General features: G+C 43.9%; 14 protein-coding genes. 7 read left to right on the top strand and 7 right to left on the bottom strand.

The window, feature by feature from the left end; translation table 11 throughout:
• The first annotated feature begins 18 nt into the window (after positions 1-18).
• Together WCW_RS06175 and WCW_RS06180 are read left to right on the top strand one after the other, a co-directional pair.
• Complete coding sequence (locus tag WCW_RS06175; protein WP_013181751.1) at positions 19-1107, top strand: IS630 family transposase; 1089 nt, start codon at positions 19-21, stop codon at positions 1105-1107.
• A 193-nt stretch (positions 1108-1300) separates the two neighbouring features.
• The gene (locus WCW_RS06180) at positions 1301-2512 is read left to right on the top strand and encodes an MFS transporter (protein WP_013182342.1); all 1212 of its coding nucleotides are present in this window, start codon (positions 1301-1303) and stop codon (positions 2510-2512) included.
• Positions 2513-2897: 385 nt separating this feature from the next.
• Here the strand turns inward: WCW_RS06180 and WCW_RS06190 are convergent, their stop codons facing one another.
• Positions 2898-3137 (bottom strand): hypothetical protein, encoded by a 240-nt coding sequence (locus WCW_RS06190; RefSeq protein WP_041941557.1) that lies wholly within the window; start codon positions 3135-3137, stop codon positions 2898-2900.
• A gap of 69 nt (positions 3138-3206) precedes the next feature.
• Positions 3207-4040 (bottom strand): glycosyltransferase, encoded by an 834-nt coding sequence (locus tag WCW_RS06195; protein ID WP_013182344.1) that lies wholly within the window; start codon positions 4038-4040, stop codon positions 3207-3209.
• Between the two features lie 97 nt (positions 4041-4137).
• Between WCW_RS06195 and WCW_RS06200 the strand changes: the two genes are divergently transcribed.
• On the top strand, positions 4138-7170 hold the full coding sequence (locus WCW_RS06200; protein ID WP_013182345.1) for a glycine--tRNA ligase: 3033 nt from the start codon (positions 4138-4140) through the stop codon (positions 7168-7170).
• 6 nt (positions 7171-7176) lie between these two features.
• Here the strand turns inward: WCW_RS06200 and pyk are convergent, their stop codons facing one another.
• Positions 7177-8943 carry a pyruvate kinase gene (gene pyk, locus WCW_RS06205; RefSeq protein WP_041941558.1) on the bottom strand — a complete coding sequence of 589 codons (1767 nt, stop codon included), beginning with the start codon at positions 8941-8943 and terminating at the stop codon, positions 7177-7179.
• 96 nt (positions 8944-9039) lie between these two features.
• On the opposite strand from pyk, the gene WCW_RS06210 reads away from it, so the two are divergent.
• From WCW_RS06210 to WCW_RS06220, 3 genes are all read left to right on the top strand, one after another.
• On the top strand, positions 9040-9615 hold the full coding sequence (locus WCW_RS06210; protein ID WP_013182347.1) for a heavy-metal-associated domain-containing protein: 576 nt from the start codon (positions 9040-9042) through the stop codon (positions 9613-9615).
• A gap of 56 nt (positions 9616-9671) precedes the next feature.
• Entirely contained in the window at positions 9672-12440 is a 2769-nt protein-coding gene (locus WCW_RS06215) for a hypothetical protein (RefSeq protein WP_013182348.1), read from the top strand.
• A 129-nt stretch (positions 12441-12569) separates the two neighbouring features.
• Positions 12570-13058, top strand: coding sequence for a hypothetical protein (locus WCW_RS06220; RefSeq protein ID WP_013182349.1), 489 nt, complete (start codon positions 12570-12572; stop codon positions 13056-13058).
• Here the strand turns inward: WCW_RS06220 and WCW_RS06225 are convergent.
• The 4 genes from WCW_RS06225 to WCW_RS06240 form a co-directional block, all read right to left on the bottom strand.
• Positions 13027-13557: a hypothetical protein gene (locus tag WCW_RS06225; RefSeq protein WP_013182350.1), complete on the bottom strand. Its 531-nt coding sequence runs from the start codon at positions 13555-13557 to the stop codon at positions 13027-13029. The two genes, WCW_RS06220 and WCW_RS06225, sit on opposite strands and share 32 nt — an antisense overlap.
• An 84-nt stretch (positions 13558-13641) precedes the next feature.
• Positions 13642-14115: a hypothetical protein gene (locus WCW_RS06230; RefSeq protein WP_013182351.1), complete on the bottom strand. Its 474-nt coding sequence runs from the start codon at positions 14113-14115 to the stop codon at positions 13642-13644.
• Between the two features lie 108 nt (positions 14116-14223).
• The gene (locus WCW_RS06235; protein ID WP_013182352.1) at positions 14224-15471 is read right to left on the bottom strand and encodes an SUMF1/EgtB/PvdO family nonheme iron enzyme; all 1248 of its coding nucleotides are present in this window, start codon (positions 15469-15471) and stop codon (positions 14224-14226) included.
• The gene (locus WCW_RS06240) at positions 15472-17181 is read right to left on the bottom strand and encodes a hypothetical protein (protein WP_041941560.1); all 1710 of its coding nucleotides are present in this window, start codon (positions 17179-17181) and stop codon (positions 15472-15474) included.
• A gap of 50 nt (positions 17182-17231) precedes the next feature.
• On the opposite strand from WCW_RS06240, the gene uvrA reads away from it, so the two are divergent.
• A complete protein-coding gene (gene uvrA, locus WCW_RS06245) occupies positions 17232-22964 on the top strand; it encodes an excinuclease ABC subunit UvrA (RefSeq protein WP_013182354.1) in 5733 nt (1910 codons plus the stop codon).
• Positions 22965-22996: the final 32 nt, after the last annotated feature.

Here is a 22996-nt window from a genome sequence, read left to right on the forward strand (position 1 = left end):
CCTGTATACCGTTCATGAATGAAAATTTTACTTGTTGCTAAATCGACTTCCCAGCATGCTGTTAGCATGCAATTTCTCACAAAACAAGAAAGAGAACAACTTCAGGCACAACATCGATTCGAAAGAGATCGACGTATTTGCGATCGTATTAAGGCAATACTGCTTTACGATAAAGGGTGGACCTTTCCGGAGATTGCCGAAGCTCTGCTACTCTCTGAGGGTGCTATTCGTAATCATATCAAAGAATATCAGAGCCATAAAAAATTACGGCCTGAAGGTGGCGGCAGCATGGAAAAGCTTTCTGATTCAGAATCCAGTGAACTCGAGAAGCACTTGCTTGAATACACCTATCTCCACGTTACCAGCATTGTTGCATATGTGAACGTGAGATTTGGCCATCATTATTCGATACCAGGAATGACATCTTGGCTTAAAAGACATGGATTTTCTTACAAAAAACCCAAGCTTGTGCCAGGAAAAGCCGACAAAGATGAACAGCAGAAATGGATCGACGCATATGCAAAATTCAAGGCAAATCTTCCTGGTGATGAAACGATTTGCTTCACGGACGGTGTTCACCCTACTCACAACGTTCAACTTGGATATGGATGGATTAAAAAAGGTGTAGACAAACTGATACCTGCAAATACAGGTAGATCCAGACTTAATTTGACCGGTTCCATTGATATCCTATCTTACAAAGTATTTCTTCAAGAGGACAAAACGTTAAATGCTGATGCGACTATCCGCTTTTTTCAGTCTCTTGAACAACATTATTCAGGGAAAACCCGGATACACGTTTTCTGTGATAATGCCCCATATTATCGGAACCGGGAGGTTACAAAATATCTAAAAAATTCTAAAATTCAACTCCACTTTCTCCCTCCCTATAGCCCAAACTTGAACCCAATCGAACGACTGTGGAAGTGGATGAAAGAAACAGTGGTTTATAATACGTACTACTCGGATTTCTATGAGTTCCGTCAAGCAATTTTTGGGTTTTTCCGTACTTTATCGGGTCTAGATCCTGGGAGCACTTTAGGGAGTTGTTTTAGATCTCGAGTTGGAGATAGATTCCGAGCAATGGGGGCTCCCGCCACCCCCTAAGATGCAGTTTTAGGAGATGTCAAATTTATTTTCGAATAATAAACGGTATATTATTTCCTTAATTTCCTATTATATCATTATTTTAATTTATTGACCATCAAACCTGCCTTAAACAGCATTTAAGGCACTTATTAATAATGGTCTAAATCTAATTATTTGACAGTTGAGCAGTCTTCGAGTATAGGATTCTTTTATGTTAAGAGATCGCAAAAATCTTCTTTCCTGGGCGTTGTATGACTGGGCGAATAGTGCATTTTCCGCTATCATCCAGACATTCATTTTCGCCGTGTATTTTACTCAACAACTCACTTCAGATCCGGCAATCGGCAGCGCTTTATGGGGCGGCATTAACGGCACAGCAGCACTTATCATCGCAATCCTTGGCCCAATTTTAGGCGCAGTGGCCGATCATGGTGGAAAAAGAAAAGCATGGCTAGGCCTTTTTACCCTTCTCTGCATTGTTTGCACAGGAACTTTATCTTTTGCAAAACCTCCCATCGGCAACCTTTTTTCTCTTTTGACTGTATTAACCACGGCAATTGCCGCTTCTGAGCTTGCATTCGTCTTCTACAACGCCATGCTGCCCAACCTTGCTCCCCATTCGCACATTGGGCGCTGGTCGGGCTGGGGCTGGGGTCTAGGTTATGCCGGAGGGATGCTCTCTCTTCTGATCTCCCTTTTAATCATACAATTCGGTTATCCCGTTCAACTCACGTTTTTCTTCTGCGCTGCATGGTATCTAATCTTTTCCATTCCCTTATTCCTTTTTACTCCTCCTACATCAGGCCTTGGAAAACCGCTTTTGAAAGCGGTTTTTTACGGCATGAAGCAGCTAATAGAAACTTTGCGTCAAATGAAACAATACAAAGAGATCGTGAAATTCCTGATCGCACGCATGTTTTATATGGACGGATTGACCACTTTATTTGCTTTCGGAGGCGTGTACGCTGCCACAACTTTCAATATGCCGCAATCGGAAATTCTTTTATTCGGTATCATGACCAATATCAGCGCCGGTATTGGAGCTGTTGGCTTTGCCTGGATCGACGACCGGATCGGCCCGCGCAAACTCATTCTGATTAGCCTTGCCGGCATAACACTTCCGACATTGTGGATTCTTCTCATTCCTTATAAGCTCCTTTTTTGGATCCTCGCTTTATTCGCTGGATTGTTTGTCGGGCCCCTGCAAGCGAGCAGCCGCTCTTTAATGGCACATTTAGCCCCTAAGCACCTATACAATGAAATGTTCGGATTTTTTGCACTTTCAGGAAAAGCAACCAGTTTTTTAGGTCCGTGGATCGTCAGCTGGTTAATTCTGGAGTATGGCAGCATGCGCATTGGACTTGCCGTTGTTGTTGCCTTTTACACAATCGGCGGCATTCTTATGCTATTCATTGAGGATTAATGAAATATTAACATAATGTTTATTTTTGATTTAAAAAAATATTTTAAAATAAAAATAAAAATTCTTTTTATTTAGGAATGTTATCATGACAAATAGATTAGATTTTCAGTTTACAGGCACATTGGCAGACAGCAGCGACCTTCGCGCGAACAATTTGGCGAAGCTTTCTTAGGATTTGCCAGAGCGGCTTTCGGAAGCCACGAAATTTCTCCTGCGAGAACTTTCGATCTGAAATGGCAAGACACAAAGATCAAAGCCAGTGTCGCAACAATTTTTGCCTTCTTTTTAACGCTTCCGATTTCAGGACTGCTTACAATAGCAGGAGCTATCTGCCTGGCAACATCAAGCACACACGCTCAAAAATATCAGGAACTCATCGATAACGCTACATCCTCATAGCTCCAGGAGGAAGACCGCCTTCTTTCTTATTGCTCGCCAGCTCGGACAAAATGACCTCGTAACCTTGAGTAAAGCTATCTTGAAACGCCATCATTTCATCCATGATTTCATGCTTAGTCCTCTGAACATAAGACTCGAAAGTCTCCATTTCACTCTGATCGCCGTCCTTTAGATCTTTTACCAACGCATCTGCAAGCTTTTCGAATTTTTGCAAAACTTCACTCATAAACACCTCGAAGACATTCCCTTATGAACCTATTTTATTATACAAAAAATATTTTTAATTTATCAAATATTATTGATGGGCTCCAATAAAAGCCATTTTAACCTGGCGCCACCAAATTTTAAGCAGCCGCTTAAAATCCTTTTGAATAAAAAGCCAACGGATCATCGCTTTCAGGCCGAAATATTGCCGAACAATCTTTAAAGTTTCGATAAAATGGCTAAACACCATCGCACGCGTTACATGCCTTAAATCGTAATCGGTTAACACCCTCTTTGTCGAAACAGCACGAAGGCCGGGATGAGCCATAAACCTGCATATCAACTCATATCCTCCCCTAAGCTTGTAATTCGTGTTGAATTTTCCAAGGCTACGGATTGTTTCCGTTTTGAACCAACAAGATTGCAAGCTTGTGGGCTGCTGCCCCCTTTTCAGAAGGTTCAAAGTCATTTCACGATATAAAATTTTTGGATCGGAGCGCCCATCTCTAAGCAAAGTTCCGCAATACACAAGATCCGGCAAATTGCGATCAAGCGCAGTTTCCATAATAAATAGCAGCGCATCAGGATAAATATAAAAATCGCCTGGGAATAAACAGTTGACATAACTTCCAGATGCTTGCGAAATCCCTTTGTTCAGCATTTCGTATCTTTTATAGCCGGAAACAGAGTAGATGCGGATCCGTTCATCTCGATAGCTCTTAACAACCTCAAGAGTACGGTCTGTCGAACCGGCATCGATGACCAACACTTCGTATTTGAAGTAATTCTGCCCTAAAATGCTGTCAAGGGTCAAAGCGATCTTAGCACAGTGATTAAAGCAAGGGATCACCACAGACACTTCAGGATATTGATAATCCTGATAATTGAACTTGTCTTGCTCTACTTGATTCCAGTCCATATTCATACTCGATATCTTCTATGTGAATCACCTGTAAAGTCAAGTTTTACTTGGATCAGATAAACAGATTTGATAAAATCGGCGCTCATTCAAGAGAGAGACCATGATTACATTTCAAGAGATTATCAGACGACTGTCCGCCTACTGGGAAGAAAAAGGCTGCATTATTCATCAAGGATACGATTTGGAAATGGGGGCGGGAACGATGAACCCTGCGACATTTTTAAGATGCCTGGGGCCGGAACCTTATCGCGCCGCTTATGTAGAACCCTGCCGGCGTCCAACTGATGGACGCTACGGAGAAAATCCCAACCGTGTCCAACACTACTTCCAGTACCAGGTGATCTTGAAGCCCTCCCCCTCCGACATGCAGCAGCAGTACCTCGATTCGTTGAAAGCGATCGGGGTCGATCTTTCCCAGCATGATATCCGCTTCGTCCACGATGACTGGGAGAATCCGACGATCGGCGCTTGGGGATTAGGCTGGGAAGTCTGGATGGACGGCATGGAGATCACTCAATACACCTACTTCCAAAGCGTTGGCGGACTTTCTCTAAAACCCGTTACAGGAGAGCTCACCTACGGACTTGAACGGATCGCTATGTACTTGCAAAACGTCGACAACATGTTCGACCTGAAATGGAACGAACACTTAACGTACGGCGATATCTACCACCGCAATGAAGTTGAATTCAGCCGCTATAATTTTGAGGAAGCGACGACAGAAATGTGGTTGACAAACTTCAACTTTTACGAAAAAGAGGCGAAAAAGCTGATCGGGAAAAAATTGCCGCTGCCAGCCTACGACTTTGTCATCAAAGCCTCGCACGCCTTTAACATTCTGGATGCCCGTGGAGCAATTTCTGTCACAGAAAGAACCCAGTATATCGGCAGAATCCGGGACCTGGCTAAAATGATTGCAGAAAGTTATGTCGAAAACAGAAAACTGCAAGAGTTTCCCCTTTTAGAAAAATTCCCTTCGATTAAGCGGGAAATGGGGTCTCTGCCTCCAATGAACGAAGCGCTTCTTAAAATGCCGGAAGGCACAAAAGATCACTTCTTATTGGAAATCGGCTCCGAGGAACTTCCTGCCGCATTTGTACCGATCGGCTTGCGAAACCTAGAATCAGCGATTATAGAACTTCTTAACAAAGAAAATCTTAGCTACGAAAAACTAAATGTCTACGGCACTCCGCGCCGCCTCTCGGTGGTTGTGGAGAACCTGCAATTGACCATCAGCGAAGCGGTCGAAGAGCGGCGCGGACCTCCTCTGGACAGAGCTTTCAACGAAGATGGAACGCTTAAACCTGCTGGTGCTGGTTTCCTCAAATCAATTGGCAAAGAATTGCTTGACCGTACCGCTATTGAAAATGATGAAGAGATTGAGATCCGTGAAGTCAAAGGGAGCGCGTATTTATTTGCCAAAGTGAAAACTCCGGGAAAAAGTGCTGCCCGCATCCTGGCAGACTCTCTTCCATCGATCATTTTAAACCTCGAATTTCCCAAAAAAATGAAATGGGGAGATCTAGAGATCAGCTACGCGCGCCCTCTTCAATGGATTGTTGCCATGATCGGAACCGAAGTTGTGCCTTTCATTGTTGGTGATCTGATCAGCGGAAATGCCTCCAGAGGACATCGGCAGTTGGATCCAGATCCATTTGAGATTCTAAATCCGCAATCGTATTTGGAAACCTTAAGAGAACATCGAATTCTTGCCGATCCTGCTGAAAGGAAGCAAGAAATCATCAAACAGCTTAACACTTTAGAAAATCAGCTTGGCCTTCACGTCATCGAAAGAGATGCTGTGATTCCTCAAGTCCTCAACCTTGTCGAGTGGCCAATGGTTGCCAAAGGAAATTTCGATGAGAATTTTCTCAAAATCCCTCAGGAAGTGCTGATTTCAGAAATGGTCGAACACCAAAAATATTTTCCGGTTGCTGACGAAAATGGAAAACTAAAACCTCAATTTGTGATCACATGCAACACCCTGCCGACGGAAAACATGATCAGGGGCAACCAAAAAGTTCTGTCTGCAAGACTTTCCGATGGAGTCTTCCTTTATGAAAAAGACCTCGGCGTGCCATTCGAATCGTTCAATGAAAAGCTCAAAGCTGTCACTTATCTCTCCGGACTCGGATCCATTTACGAGAAGGTTTTGCGCTTGGAAGGGCATGTGGAAGTGTTGCAAGAACATCTTCAAATTAGCTCTTTAAAGAACGTTCATCGAGCAGCTCGCCTCTGTAAATGCGATCTTGTCTCTGATATGGTCTTTGAATTTCCCGAACTGCAGGGAACAATCGGCCGCTATTATGCGCTGGCTCATGGAGAAAAACCTGAAGTTGCTCAAGCGATCGAAGAACACTGGATGCCCAAAGGAGAAAACGCTCCTCTTCCAACTTCGGAAACAGGATCTGTGTTGTGTTTGGCGGAAAAAATCGACAACCTTCTCAGCTGCTTTTCAGCCGGATTAAAACCGACATCTTCCAAAGACCCTTATGCGCTGAGAAGACAAGTACTCAGCATCATTAGATTAGTCATTGCCAAAAAATTTCGCCTGCCTCTAAAAAACATTTTGGATAAGTGCACGCGCAATTTTGATCCAATGCATCTTTCATCCAAAGATCAAGTGATCAAAGAAGTGATGGATTTTTTCACCAACCGCATCAAATCCATTTTTCAGGAATACGGCTTTACCAAAGATGAAGTGGAAGCAAGCATCGCTTGCGGATTCGACGATATTTACGATACTTTTTGCCGGGTGCAGGCCCTGCATGAGTTCAGAGCAAGCAGCGAAGAATTTCCAAAACTCTATGAAGTCTATAAACGCGCCAAAGGACAGCTCGCTAATCACTCTGCCGTGGCTTTTGATAAAGGCCTTCTTCTTAAAGATGCGGAAAAAGAACTTGATAAAACCTTAGACTCCACCAAAGAGAAATTCGAAGAAGCTCTTAGTCATCAACATTACGCTCAGGCATATCAGTTAATTGCTCAGATGCAGCCGTCCCTGGCCCGTCTGTTTAACGAAGTACGGATTCTTGATGAAGACGAAAAAATAAAAGAAAACCGGATCGCTTTGCTGCAAAGAGTTTTTTCTCTTTTTGAGCAATTATTGGACTTTAGCAAAATTCAAGACTAGCGGCTCTTAAATCACTACACCTTTGTAAATCAAAGCTTTGCCGGGATCCAGAGTCACAAGCTGTCCTTCTTTCAAAATATAAGCCGCAGCATCTGCCCTGACAATTGTCGGCTTGTGAAAAAGGCCTGCTTGCTCGATGGCAAACATCTCTGAAGCCTCGTCATCGATGTGATTCTGCAAAATAACACCCGCAGATTCTTGAATATAAGGAAGATAGCTCTCATCGCATTTGGTGATAACGATCAAAGCCCCTCTAACATGATACGGCTGCAACCCTTCAGAAGGAGAGCGTAAAAATTTAACATTTCCATAAACCTTCTCACCCTCTCCGAGATGGCCGCGCACAAGCACGTCTCCGATGTGCTCTACAATCATCATATTTGTTGTTCCTTTGATGCCGAATGTGGATCCGGCTGTCGCAATGGCAAGATCTCCATAAGAGAGAATATGGTTCTTTAGTGCAAATTGGCTCACTTGCTCGAATCCCTCTTCAAAGGTCTTCGACTCCTTGCCCAAAAAGGGAATCACTCCCCAATTCAACGAAAGCTGATGATAAAAATTTTCCTTAGGGGTCATCGCAACGATAGGAAGTTCTGGACGCAAACGAGAAAGCAGACGCGCTGTTCCCCCGCCGCTTGTGAAAGCGAAAATCGCCTTCGCTCCTGAACTGTAGGCGGTTTTGACCGTAGCCAAGGTAACTGATGAAGGGACATCATTATAGCTGATCGAAGAGTGCAGCTCAAAAAGAGAACGGTAATCAAAATCCGTCTCTGCTTCGGAAATAATGTCTCTCATCATTTCAACTGCTTCAATCGGATACTTTCCAATAGCCGTCTCCCCTGACAACATCACAGCAGACGTACTGTCATAAATCGCATTCGCCACATCAGAAACTTCTGCCCGTGTAGGGCGAGGGTTATTGATCATAGATTCCAACATTTGAGTGGCTGTCACTGAAGGTTTGCCTGCAAGATAGCATTTGCGAATCATCTCTTTTTGCAAACGGGGAACATGGCTAAGAGGAATTTCAACACCCAAATCCCCGCGAGCAATCATCACGCCATCTGAAATTTGCAGGATTGAATCGAAATGCTCAATCCCTTCATGATTTTCAATTTTTGCAATCACCAAGACATGCGAACAGCGGTTCGATTCAAGCAAATTCTTCACTGTGATGATATTTTCTGGAGTTCTGACGAATGAAACCGCTATCCAATCAATGCCATTTCTACACCCGAATTCAATATCTTTGACATCTTTCTCAGTGACCGAAGGCAGATTCAAACTCACATTGGGGATATTGACCCCCTTTCCCCCCTTCAAAACTCCATAATTCTCAATTTCTAACTCAACCCATTCCTCAGCAACTTCCTTGACACGAGATGAAATATATCCATCATCAAATAAAACTTGAGCACCAACGGAAAGGCCTTTGAGGATTCCTGGGGGGTTCACCGAGATCACTCCATTACCGCCGAGTACTTCTTTGTCGAGAAGCCTTAACCGTTCCCCTTTGTTAACTTTTATCTCGCCATCTTGAATTTTACCGACACGCACTTCCGGCCCGCTTGTATCCAATAAAATCGCAAGAGGCACCTGCAATTCCTTTCTGGCGCGCTTCAGCATTTCAATGACGGAAAAATGCTCTTCATAAGACCCGTGGCTAAAATTTAGCCTAGCGACATTCATTCCCGCTTTGATCAATGCGCAAATTTTATCATACGTATTGACAGCAGGACCTATTGTGCAGATAATTTTTGTTCTACAAGCCATAAGCCTATCTCTCTTAACTATACTGAGAATAGCCGATAGCATTTAATTTGACAAATATCCCCGATAAAAGTTAATGATAGAGTAAGAGGTGTGATCGTGTATTTCAAAAAACTCATTTTTCTAAGTTTCAGCGTATTGGCATTTTATTCGCCGCAACTTCAAGGCGAAGTTCTTGAAGTCTTCATCTCTTGGAACAGCTACCTTTGCGATGATCGATGCGCTGAGCTGATAAAAAAACGGTTTGAAAGCTTGAAGCAGGTTGAATCCATAGATGTGAATGCTAAAGCGGGAAGTGCAAAGATCAAATGGAATCCAAAATCAACATTTACTTATCAGGCAATCAAAACGCAGCTGCAACTCGTTGGCGTTGGACTCAGTGAATTACGCGTACGTGTAAGGGGCCGCGGTGTTCCTCAAGGAGAAGGAGCTGCGCTCATATCATTGGGAGATAATACAAGATTCAACCTCATCAGCCCAATCCAAGTTGCGCCAGGAGAATATGCGGCGCTTCCCGACGGTTCGCAGCTGTCATTGGCAGAAGGGCTGAAAGAGAAAATTTTGTCGTCTGCGCGGGAAAAAAAAGTGATCGTTATCGAAGGCCCTATCTACCAAGGCCACCGATCACCGCCGTTGTATCTTATCGTTTCCCGTCTGCAAATTGAAAAAAAGTAAGTAAAAGTCGACCCAAGATCGACGTGTCTACCTTCGTTAAAAATGCGGATGTTTTAATGAATGACCCAATCAGTTCTATTGATTGCAAAGAACCCAGGCAATTGGAAACTTTCGGCTTCAGCCGCGTCATACCACCTCATCTTGTAGAGATGATCCAATCGATGAGGGAAAAAACACTTTCATACTCTTTCCGACCTTCAACAAAAAGGCTGCGCCATCCGGTGGCCAAGCATCATAATGACTGCGACGAATCCAGCAAGTGTACGCAAAACGTCTCACAATCCATTTTAGCCCCTCAGATGTCATTAGAACACTTGAAAAGCCAAGGATTTGTGGAATTGGCCGAAAAGTTGAAATCCAAAAACGGTTTTCCTTGGGATGAAATTTTAAAGTTTAATCACCCCTTACTCATTGAACAGCTCTATGACCTGGCAACGCTAATAGAGCTCAAATGCGGATGCCAAAGAACTTCTTATATGAGCTACGGACTGAAAATCGCATCAGAAGCCAATCTCTTTCCTTCGCCCATTCTCGGCATGTATATCCATCTTTTGGATAAAGATCCAGACACCGTCTACCAATCCGCAAATTCACACGATGATTTCTTGTGGATAGAAACCCAGTTTCTCAATGTTATAGAAAACAGAAAAGCTGCGTTAGCTAAATATAAAAGAAAGCATAGGAAAGCCAAACTGCAAAATCATGAAATTGCTTATCGCAACCGGCTGCCGATTGAACTGTCCTATTTTCTCCTTTCAAGCACGGGACACTTCAATATTGGATTGGCAGACCCTTTGATTGCAGCATTCATCAAATCTCCCCTAAACTATGAATCCTGCATATTACGCATACTGAAACAATTGAAACACTCCCCTTCTTTGAGAGAAAAACTATCTCAAATAAAAAAACCTAAGTCTTCGGAAACGCCGGCAAATATTGTGATTCGAACAACTTTAGGACTTTCTCCAGCGGATGAATTGCAAGATCTCGATGCAGCTCGGACTGCATTGGCTTCTCTTTTAACGATGTTAAGACAGGGAAAAGATGGTTCATGTTTTGCAACGCCTCTTGCAATCAGTTTGCTGAATTCCCATTTAGAGCTTTGCCTGAAAGATTTTCAGCAGCTAATTGCAGAAAGTAAATTAACGCGAAATGTGGAGGGTGTCTATGTCGATTTCCCTTTTATCTTAAGAATCGGAGATCAAAACCTATCGGAAAAAGTACGGATCAGCCGTACAGGGCGCCTTCTCCTTCCAAATGGAAGATTAATCCCCTTGAGCAAAATACCAGGTGTGATCGCCGTAAAAACAGCGATCGGCATAGAGAAGATCAAAATCACAAAATCTCTATTCACAAAGGAGCAGCCTTACGTAGATATCACATTGAAAGAGCTTTTACAAGCGCTTGTCAAACAAGCAAAAGCACTTCCTATCAACAAAAAAACAGCCCTTTCCGAACTCTATCTTCACGCTGTTTTTGCCTATGAAGCTCAAGAGTGCAATCCTTTGCTCCAGGTCTGGGAAAATGCGATCGCCTGCATGGCAGAAGCAGACGATAAGAGCATGGTAAGATCGGCAATCTTGAAGTCCTCGCAACGGGTATTAGCCAAATATCTCAAACAATCGCTTACCACACGCAAGGAAATGCGCCATCAAGCTGCCGCGTTGTTCAACCGGCATTTGAATGAAAAAATACATCTCCAATGGGATCCACATATCACTTCCGACTGCGTGGCGGGAGAACAATCAACAGAGGGAGCTTTTGTCCTCTATGACAAAGATGGCCGTCGCAAACCTTCAAGATGGCTGCGTCTGGATCATCCAAAAGCGTACCAATCGTTCATTTTGAGAACAGTCGACGAAGTGGGAAAAGAGATGCGTATGAATCTCGACGGCTCTCAATGGACAAAGATTCAGCAAACGCTCAACGAACTCGAAAGTTACGTTGAATCTGAACTGTTCCTCGTGGACTCTTTGATTGACTACTACCCGCCAAACGGCGATATTCCCGAAGTTCTCAATCAACTAAAACACCTCTCTTATACTCCTTGGATCACAAAAAGCGGAAACAGCTTGCACAAGGTTTTGCAGATTTATTTTGAGCAGCCTGACCTCAAAGCGCGTGCCCGTCTTACCCCTAAAAATGGTGAAGAGCTACTGCAATCACTCATCCTCATGCTTAGAAATTCAACTTCCCCATCCATCAAAAATATTGAAACCCATCCCGATTTATGCACCCCTATCCGCATCCCCTATGTACACGCGTTCACATTTTTGCCCGGACATCCCACTCTATTACCAGCTTGGACAAAAAGTTCAGAACCTGCAGAATGGATCAAACAAAACGTTTTGCAAAAGGGAGTGGAAATTTCAGAATCCCCTCTTTCAAAAGATGCAAGAGAAGCTGTCATTCAGCGACTGGCAGCCAATCTGGTTTCCAAAACAGATAAAACAGCCTTTATTGAACAAATGGATCAGCTGCCTAAGAGCCAAAGCATAAAAGAATTTAGGCAATCGATTCTAGAGCTGATGATAAAGTTGAATTCCAGCATTAAACTTCCCCTTCAGATTCTCGAAACACAAATCGATCAACAAATCTATACATCTTTACCCAATCCGTTAAAAGAGAAATTACACGCTTCTGCTATCCACATCGCCGATACAAATTGGGCAGATGGAATCAATGCCATTCACTTTTCCTTAGTCGTCAATCCAGGGACTGGACAGATTGTTCTCTGGGGAATAAAAGATGACAGCTCGCAACTCATCCCTCTTGACCAATCGATATGGTTTGAAAATAACTCTTGGGAATTTTTTATTGATTAAAATTTCCGAATTTGAATATAGGAATGAGTTCATCTAGTTTAAAAAGGAAATCAGTTGTTATCTTTAGAGCAAATTCGATCCTTTCAAAAAGAAAGCATCTATAAAATTGACTTCTCAAGCCAGAAGATAATGGATAAATTCCCTGAAGGCAAATCCCATACTTTCAAAACCGGATGTGAACGCATTGAATGTTTGGTTGATAAAAACGGGCATCCAAAAGTGGTGGCAACAGCGCATGGGATTTCCAAAACACATTTCTGCATTAAGACCCTTATTCAGTCTATACCGGAGCTTCTGGAAGAAAAAAACCTTCTTAAATTGGCCAAGGCTGCCAATTTTTTGCTAAAAGGGGAACAGTATTGGGTCATTACTCATCCAGAAAAATATAAGAAAACCTACCAAAAAGATATCGAAGCGGAGAAGGAAATGCTAGAGCTTCCCTTGAATGCTCTTAGACGATATGGCGTCTTCGATGTTAAAGAAATCCAATCCCCCCGTTTGGAAAAAGACGCATTCATTTTCTATGTTTCGCAGAGAATTCCCTACAGAGTTTCAATTTCCCTGCCTTTCGATGACAATTCCTTGATCAATTATGAGCTCCTCCCGTATGCTCTTTGAGCGCATCTTCATTAGAGTCGGAATGTGAAAGTTGATGAGCTTGCTCACGCAACGATTCATTTTCCTGTATCAAGTAGTTGACAAAAGCTTCTGTCCTTTCCGCATTGAAATCGACACCTTTTTGAAAAGCTGATTTCATCTCCTGAAAATCTTTAGCTTGTTGAGCTAAGCATCCTTGCTGGAACGCTTGCATTTTCATCATTCCCATAATCTCTTCATCTAGGTTAGCTTGAAATTTCCGATCCCGCAAGAAATTATCCTTAATCAATTGCCGCATTTTTAAAGATTCCTCTTTTAACAGGGTAATCTGATAATCTTTTTCTTTTAATGCCGGGGCATCCAAATTTTTTTGAAACTGCATTCCTAAAAAAAGCAACTGTTCTTGAGTTTTACCAACTTCATAGTTGAGAGTACCTTCTTGATCGATGAAAACCGGAACGTTGTCTTTGTAAGTAAACATTCCTTGATCTAATTTGATATCCGGAAAGTAAGAGCTCATAACGAAAAACCTGCTATTGATATTGGATTCTTTCAATAAAGGTTACAAATAATGGAAAATATTATCAATCCTTCATACCGAATCTCACGAATGAATTTCTTCCCACTCTTTCGCTACTTCTTCCAAGACAGGAACAGAAAAGGAAGAAAATCTCGAAGGAACTGGGCTCTGAAGGAACTGCTGCCTGTTCCTCAAATAATCGATCTGTTGGCGCAATAACTGATTTTCCTGGGTCTGCCAATACAACCGTACCTTCGCATCTTCCACAATTATTTTATCTAAGTTAGCCTGAAACCTCCGCCCTCGAAAGAAATTTCTCTCAACCAATTGCTGCATCTCCAAAGACTCCTCTTTTAAGAGAGAGACTTCGCGGTCTTTTTTCTGTAATTCTTGAATATCCAGATCTCTTTGGAGCTGCATTCCTAAAAAAAGCAGCTGTTCTTGAATTTTACCAATTTCATAATGGCGAGTGCCATTATGATCAATGAAAACCGGGGTTTCACCTTCATAAGTAAATTCCCCCTTATCTAACCTAATCTCTGGCAAACGAAAGCTCATATTGAAAAAACCTGCTATTGATATTAAATTCTCTCAGCAGATACTACAAATTCAGGATAAATGTTGGCAATGATTGAATGGCTCCGCATGGTTGGGTACTAGTACAGTTTAATGAGCATCAAGAGCCGTGCGAAAACCTGTGCAACTGTTTGCATCATCATTATTCATGGAAATGATGCGGTTGCGGCTGAACACTTCGTGAGAAGGAAAAAATGACTGGCCTATTTTAACCGAATCGCTGCTCTGAGGAGATTTCACCGACTGCATAGTCGGCGTTGCGGTCCACTCCGCTGATTGATCGCCCTTGTCTGTTAAAATAACATTTAACTCAGTAGCAATACTCAAATCTTCTTGAGAAGGGAGTCTTTTTCCCGCCCACACTGAATAGAGGAAAGCATCTCGATAGGTGACATTCACAACCGGATCGTCTTCCATACCGGATGGAATCGCCCCTCCTAGCCAGTGAATGGGCGTGCGGTAATTGATCGCATCAACAAATTGTTTATACTCGCGATTGGTTACTTTTTTAGGCCTGATATAAAATCCTGTCTCGCCAACGCGTGCAGCATCCACATACACAAGCCCATCATAGACACGGGGAACCGATTCCGTTTGAATCTTGCAAGCATTGACACGAACGACTGGATTCTCGGGAGGATCTTGCAGCTCTGGAACCTCTATAACCCCTTCTTTTTCTTCTTCCTCCGGCGCATCCTTTATAGGAAAGTCAATATACGGCACGCGATCGGGAGCCGGTTTCAAAGAACATTTTTGACATCTTCTCAATGCAAGCAACCCCTTGGCCTCGTCAACCGGCTTCACTTCCTTACTTAAAGAGATAAATTCGATTTCATTTTCTTCATCAAGATCATCCGGTATCTCGTTCAATGCATTCAAGTCAAAATCCTCGCCTACAGCAAGCATCTGATCGGAAAGCGAATCTACTAAATCTCTTGGCTTAAATAAAACAACGTCAACTTCTCCCAAATCGATCACAGTGCGCGACCCTTTAAAAAAAAGATGCTTTTGCTCAACATTTCCAATATAGAGTTCATTCTTTCTCGTCCGCAGTTTAAATAAGCCGCCCTTATCTGAAATGAACGCTTCTACCTGCTCCACAGGCAAGTGAATTTTTCCAAGTGGAAACTTTAAAACCGGTAATTCCCCGATCTCTCCTTGAAGCAAGGTACCATCTTTAAGAATGACGATATCTTCCACAATGCGAAGCTGTCCGCTTAATCCAAGCTCTTTCGAATAATGAAAAGCAGAGCGTTGATGATTGCAAGCAGGATGCTCTGCTGCTAAGAAGGCCGATGCAAAAAATGAAGATGCGATAAGATATGCTATTCTACTCATCTAATTTCTCAAGTTGGGAATCACCAATGGAGTGCCTACCTGAAGCCTATTCATATCGGTAATCACATCCTGGTTTGCTTCGTAAATATCGCTCCACCGGTGCGGAGTGTTGAAATATTTCATTGAAATATTATTAAGATTTTCTCCAGCTGCAACAATATGAATCCCTTTAAACGAAATCAACTTTTCAGGGAGATAGTGCTGCTTAATCAAAGGATCGGCTCCTAGTTCTAATTGGGATTTTTCTAAACCCTCAGATGTTGATTTTTGCGGCTGCAAACTTTGGCTAAAACGGGAAGCGAGATCCCTCAGTTCTTTAAGCCGGCTCTGCTCTTTTTCCAGCAAACGAGATAAATTCTCTTTTTCCCTGAGAAGCTGCTGATTTTCCTGGGTTAGCCTGTTCTCTTTAGCTTCAACGATGCGCAGCGCACTTTCCAGCTGTGCTAACTGCGCTTGCAGCTGTTGTCCTCTCTCTTTTTCCCTATCATACTCCGGAAAAAATTGATCCATTTTCTTTTTGAAATCTTCGCTCTTTTTTTCCGCTTTGGCCAACTGGTCTTTTAACTCGATGACTTTCCCAAAAGCCTCGCCTGCTTCCACCTCAACTCTTGTAAGCGCATCGCTAAGTATTGCATTCTCTTCTTGAAAAGCTTTCTTTATTGCATCATCATTTTCCTGAGTTTGAATCAAACCGTCGATCTGAATACTTTTCTCTTCCAACTCATTCTGACTCTTCGATAGCATCTCTTGAACTGCCTTGTTCTCTCTTTCAAGCTCGAACACTTTCTCGTTAAACGCAACAATCTCTCCCTCTTTCAAATCCAGTTCTCTTTTCAACGTACGGATCAAAGATCCAAGCTCTGCTTGATCATTTGCAAGTAATTCATGCTTAGCAACAAAAATTTCCAGTTGAGAAGTAAGTCCTGAAAGCAACTTTTCCGCTTCGAAAGCATCTGCTTTCGCTTCGACAAGGGATTGCTGCAATTGCTGGAGTTCAACCTCTTTTTTGTCAGTCCTGCTCTGTGCAAGCAGCAATTCACCACTCAAATTCTCAATGTGCATTTTGGCTGATCCCATTTCGGAAAGCAGCATCTCCACTTGCGCAGATAATTGCTCTTCATTCTCGCTATGGAAATGCTTAAGCTCGGCAAGCTCGGATTCCAATGCCTCTTTTTCTTTCTCAAGAGAAGTCATCTTACTCAAAAGGTCTTGCTGCACCTCCTTCTGATTTTTGAGGGCTTCCGAAATCTCACGATATTTCCCTTCAAGACTATGCTGAAGATAAGAAATTTTCTCCTCATCTTCTTTCACTTCATCAGTTGCAGCCTCCTGCTTGCGAATCGCACTCACTTCGCTCCAAGGAATGTCGAATGTTTGAGAAGATCGCAACACTTTTACTTTCAGATGATTACCATTGATAAAAGAGAAATCCAACTCCGATTTGTTTCCATCGCGATCGCACACAGTTCCATACAACCCGCCATCAAAATGAACATCAAGCAGCGCATCCGGAAGAACAGAGAAAGTCTTCCATCCATTGCTCAAAGAGATCTCCTCTTCAGCGATTGAAACGAGGAACCGGTTTCCGTCATTTAATTCCAGCATGTGAATATCTGCCATCAATGGAGCCGCGAGCAAAAAACTCGTACAAAGAATGCGTCGAAGTTTCATCATTTGTCCCATTCCTCCGGTTTGCGGGATAAACATCATTAGATTATCATTTTTCTTAAACAATATCTATATCAAGAGAAAAAAACAAAGTGATTAATCGTAAAATAATTTTAAAAAAGGTTCGCATCCATAACTTAAAATCCGTCGATCTGGAGCTCGACGCAAATGAGCTGATCGTTTTCTCTGGGGTTTCCGGATCGGGAAAATCCTCGCTAGCCTTCGATACGATTTACACAGAGGGACAAAGAAGATATGTTGAGTCACTTTCTACATTTGCCAGGCGTCAACTTGGAGAAATGGCCAAGCCGGAAATGGAAAGCGCCTCCGGGATTTCACCGACTATTTCCATCGAACAGAAAACCGCAGGAAAAAATCCCCGCTCCACCGTAGGAACTCTCACGGAAGTGCACGACTACCTTCGCGTTTTATACGCAAGAATCGGCGATCCTCATTGTCCGGTCAGCGGCGAGCGCGTTTCCCCTCAGAGCAGGGAACGGATCATCAAAACAGTGCAGGGCCTGCCTGAGAAAACGCGGTTGATCATCCTCTCCCCTTTCGCAAAAGGAAAAAAGGGAGAATTTAAAGAAGACTTCCAAGAACTTTTGCGCAAAGGATTTATGCGCGCACGGGTCGACGGGGAGATTGTGAATCTTTCGGACGAAATCACTTTGGATGGAAACGTTGCCCACGATATCGATGTGGTGATCGACAGGATTGAAGTGAACGAATCAAATCACTCCCGCATCGCGGAATCTCTGACAGCCGCGCTCAACCTCGGAGAAGGAATTTGCAGTGTTTTAGACGCAAAAACCGAAGAAGAAACACTTTTCTCTATGCACGCTTTTTCTCCGAAGTCAGGCCTCTCCTACTCCTCCCTTGAACCGCACGACTTTTCCTTCAACAGTCCCCATGGAATGTGCAGCCGATGCCATGGCCTTGGACAGATCGTTGAATTCGACCTGGACAAGGTGATCAATCCTGATCTCAGCATTAGTGAAGATTGCTGCTCTGTCGCAAGTTCTTATCAAACTGTCAAATTTGGCAACATCTACGACAACTTAGCTGAGCTATACGGATTTGATGTGACGGCCCCTTGGAAGACATTGCCCGATGAGGCAAAAAACGTTTTTCTTTACGGCACGAAAAAAAAGTGGACGCGCATGCGTTTCGTTCACCCCGTGACAGGTATTATATGGATGGATCACATCCGCTGGCGCGGGGTTCTGCACGAGGCGCATCAAAGGTATACGGAAGCAAAAAGTGAAAGCTACAGAAAAAAAATGCAGAAGCTGCTTAAAGAGCAGGTCTGCCCTGAATGCCGGGGAGAAAGACTTAAACCCTACCCAGCTGCCACCTTGTTAAAAGGAAAAAAGATTTCAGAAATCAATGCGATGACAATCCGCGAATGCGCCGCTTTTTTCGAAACACTCTCCCTTTCAAAGCAAGAACTTTTAATCGCAGACGAACTGCTCAAAGAAATTCAAGAGCGGCTCCATTTCCTCATCGAAGTCGGCCTTCATTATTTGACTCTCGAAAGGACAGCGCCTACTCTTTCCGGAGGTGAAGCACAGCGTGTAAGGCTCGCTTCCCAAATCGGATGCGGGCTCGTCGGAGTCACATACATTTTGGACGAGCCTTCGATCGGCCTCCATCCCAGGGACAATTTGCGGCTCATCCGCACGCTCAAACACCTGCGCGATATCGGAAACACGGTCATCGTCGTCGAACATGACGAAGAAACATTATGGGAAGCGGACAGAATTGTCGATATCGGCCCGGGAGCCGGAGACAGGGGGGGAGAAGTTCTCGTTAATGGCACGCATAAAGAGCTTTTGGAATGCAAGCGCTCTTTGACTGCTAAATATCTCTCGGGCGAGTTAGAAATTCAGGTGCCAGCCAAAACAAGAAAACCTTCAGATGCTTCTATCTCAATCAAAGGCGCCAATCATCACAACCTGAAAAACATCAATGTCAAATTCCCTCTTGGAGTCATGATCGCAGTTACTGGTGTTTCCGGATCGGGAAAATCCTCCTTAATCACAGAAACGCTTTATCCGGCTCTTGCCAATCATCTCCATCAGGCCGAGCATCCCGTCGGAGCTCATCAAAAGATTGAAGGGATTGAGGAAATTGATAAAGTGATCGCAATCGATCAATCACCAATCGGCCGCAACCCCCGTTCTAACCCTGCAACCTACATTAAGGTCTTTGATGAGATCAGGGATCTGTTTACGCAGCTTCCTGAAAGCCTGGCACGAGGATACAAGCCGGGCAGATTCAGCTTTAACGTTAAAGAGGGATCGTGCACCCAGTGCGGAGGCATGGGGATGGTTAAAATCGATATGGATTTTATGGAAGATGCCTGGATCGAATGCGGAGAATGCCGTGGACGCCGATTCGATCCGGAAACCTTATCGGTCTATTTTAAAGGGAAAACGATTTACGACATTCTTGAAATGGAAGTGGGAGAAGCGTTGGAACACTTTCAAAACATCCCCTCGATTAAAAAGAAGCTGCAAACACTTAAGCAAGTGGGAATGGAATACATCAAGCTAGGGCAGTCTTCAACAACCTTGTCCGGAGGGGAAGCACAAAGGATTAAGCTGGCAAAAGAGCTTTCCCGTCCCTCTACCGGCAACACCTTTTACATCCTTGATGAGCCAACCACTGGCCTTCATTTTCACGATATCAAGCAGCTTCTTGAAGTTCTGCACGCTCTCGTTGACAAAGGCAATACCGTACTGGTTATCGAACATAATATGGATATCGTCAAAACTGCCGACTGGATCATCGACATCGGTCCGGAAGGAGGGGCCGGCGGAGGGAAAGTCGTTGCCAGCGGACCTCCTCAAAAAATCGCCAAGCTCCCCACTCCAACAGGAGTTGCCGTCTATGCAGCCCTCCATCCGAAAAGAAAAGAGCAAGTTTCCTCCGCGCTGAAAAAAGCTAAAGAATCGGGCAAAAAGCGAAAAGAGCGGGAGGCAGCAGCCATTCATTCAATCACAATCGAAAGCGCTGAACAAAACAACCTAAAACGCGTTTCCGTAAAAATTCCCAGAGAAAAGCTTACCGTCTGTACAGGCCCTTCCGGATCGGGAAAAAGTTCCCTCGCCTTCGATACCGTGTACGCGGAAGGCCAGCGCCGTTATATTGAATCCCTTTCCCCTTATGCCAGGCAATTCGTCAAACAATCTCCAAAACCTAAAGTCGGAAAAGTTGAAGGGCTTTCACCAGCTATCGCAATCGAGCAAAAAGCGCATGCAGGAAACCCTCGATCAACCATAGGTACGATGACTGAAATCTATGATTATCTGCGCGTACTTTGGGCCAGGATAGGCGTTCCCCACTGTCCGGAGACAGGAGAAAAAATCCGCTCAATCAGCAAAGAGTATGTTGTCGATCAAGTCATGAGCTGGAATGAGGGAGAGAAAATCCAGGTCCTTGCACCTATCGAGCTTAGAAAAAACGAAAAATTCGAAGATATCGTTGAGCGGCATCAAAAGCAAGGCTTTGTGAGAGTTAGGCTAAACGACCACTATTTTCCATTGGAAGACAGTGCTTTGCTGCAAGCATTCGACAAGAAACGAAAAAACAGCCTGCTTCTTGTTATCGACAGATTGGTCATCAATTCCTCAATTCGCCACCGCCTTTTCGAAGCGATTGAAACAGCTTCCAACATCGGTCAAAAAAAACTGATCATCGTCAGAAAAGACAAAGACATTGCCTTCAATTTAGCCTTTGCCGTTCCCAGCACCGGAAAATCCTATCCTGAAATCACCCCTCACAGCTTTGCCTTCAATACCCAAGAAGGGATGTGCCACGACTGCACAGGGCTCGGGATTCAATACGGCGCAAACCTGGCCAGGCAAAAAGAGTTGATGCTGTTTTCAACGATTCATCTTCTCAATACTCTATGGCAGGAAAAAGGAAACCTGGAGGCAGCCCATCACTTGGAAATCATTCTCAAACAGGAAAACATCGACCCGTACTCTCCCCTGAATGAGCTGAGCGAAAAGCAGCTGCATTTAATTTTCAACGGGTCTCCGGATGATGTCTGGTATGATAGCCCTTATGGATTCCGTTTTCGCTGGATCGGAATCAATCACGTCTTAGCCAAAGCGGGTAAAAGCGGAAAATCAGACCTTCGCTCTCCTCTCATCCCTCTTTTAGACGAGATGACCTGTATGTCCTGCAAAGGAAGCCGATTGAATCCTCTGGCACGAAATGTGACAATTAATGAACTTTCAATCAGTGACTTTTGCGCCCTTCCGATTGATCAAACTCTTTTATTCATCAAAAAAATCAACATTTCCGCCGCCGAAAGTCAATTAATGGAAGAAGTGTTCACACAGCTGAATCATCGGCTGCGTTTTCTTAACGAAGTGGGCCTGGGTTATCTCTCTCTTAACCGTAAAGCGCCTACCCTTTCAGGAGGGGAGACTCAGCGCATCCGTTTGGCAAGGCAGCTTGGCAGCGGTCTCACCGGCGTGCTATATGTTTTGGACGAGCCAACGATTGGCCTCCACCCTTACGACAATGACCAACTGAATCATGCCCTATCCCAGCTGAAAACATTGGGGAACACTTTACTGATGGTAGAGCACGATCCGCAAACAATTCAGATTGCCGATTATATTCTAGACTTCGGCCCTAAATCCGGTGAACATGGAGGGCATATCATTGCCCAAGGAACCTATAAGCAGATCTTGCGCAACAAACACTCTTTATCGGGAAAATACCTTAGCGGAAAAGAGGCGATACCGCTTCCGCAAAAAAGACGCACACCAAAAAAAGGCTGGTTATCAATTAAAAATGCCTGCGCGCACAACCTGAAAAATCTCTCTTTGGAAATCCCTATAGGAACATTGTCCTGTTTGACAGGAGTTTCCGGATCAGGAAAATCCACACTCTTGCAAAAAGTCATTCAGCCTGCGGTAGAACAGGGTTTATTGACTCACAACGTTGTCGAATTCCCTAAAATAGGAGCTGTGAAAGGGATCGATCATTTTGACAAACTGATCGTTATTGATCAAAATCCCATTGGACACACCTCTAGATCCGATGTCTGCACTTATGTCGATGTGCTCACCCGCATCCGAGAGTTTTTCGCCGCTCTTCCCGCTGCTAAAGCCAAAGGGTTGATGCCGCGCCACTTCAGTTACAATCATCGCAAAGGAATGTGCTCTAATTGCTGGGGAATGGGATATAAAAAAGTGGAAATGCACTTTCTTCCTCCTGTAAGGATCCAATGCGACCAGTGCCACGGTTTGCGGCTGAATCCTTTAAGTTTGGAAGTGATGTATAAAGGAAAAAATCTAGGGCAATACCTGGAAATGACTGTAGAGGATGCTAGAATCGTCTTTGAAAACCACCCCCGCATTGCAAGGATTTTAGACACTCTGATTTCTGTCGGTCTTGGATACCTTCGGCTTGGCCAGGAAATGGCCTCTCTTTCCGGCGGTGAAGCTCAACGGATCAAACTCTCAAGAGAACTCGCAAAACGTTCAACAGGCAAAACGCTCTATCTTCTTGACGAACCCACGACAGGACTGCATCAAGACGATATCCAGAAACTTTTGAAAGTCTTGCACACTCTTGTCGACAAGGGAAACACGGCTATCGTCATCGAGCATCATCTCGACTTCATTAAGAATGCTGATTATGTTGCCGATCTCGGTCCGGGAGCCGGCGCTTCAGGCGGAGATCTGATCTTTGCAGGCAGTCCCGAAGGATTGGCAGCTTGCAAACGTTCAAAAACTGCAGGTTACTTAGTCGGTCTTGAAGAAGTAAAGGCTCCGAGGGAAAAATTGCATCTCTCCTGAGAACAGAAAATGATGGAAATCGCAAGAATTTT

The sequence above is a fragment of the Waddlia chondrophila WSU 86-1044 genome (assembly GCF_000092785.1).
Classification (GTDB): Bacteria; Chlamydiota; Chlamydiia; order Chlamydiales; family Waddliaceae; genus Waddlia; species Waddlia chondrophila.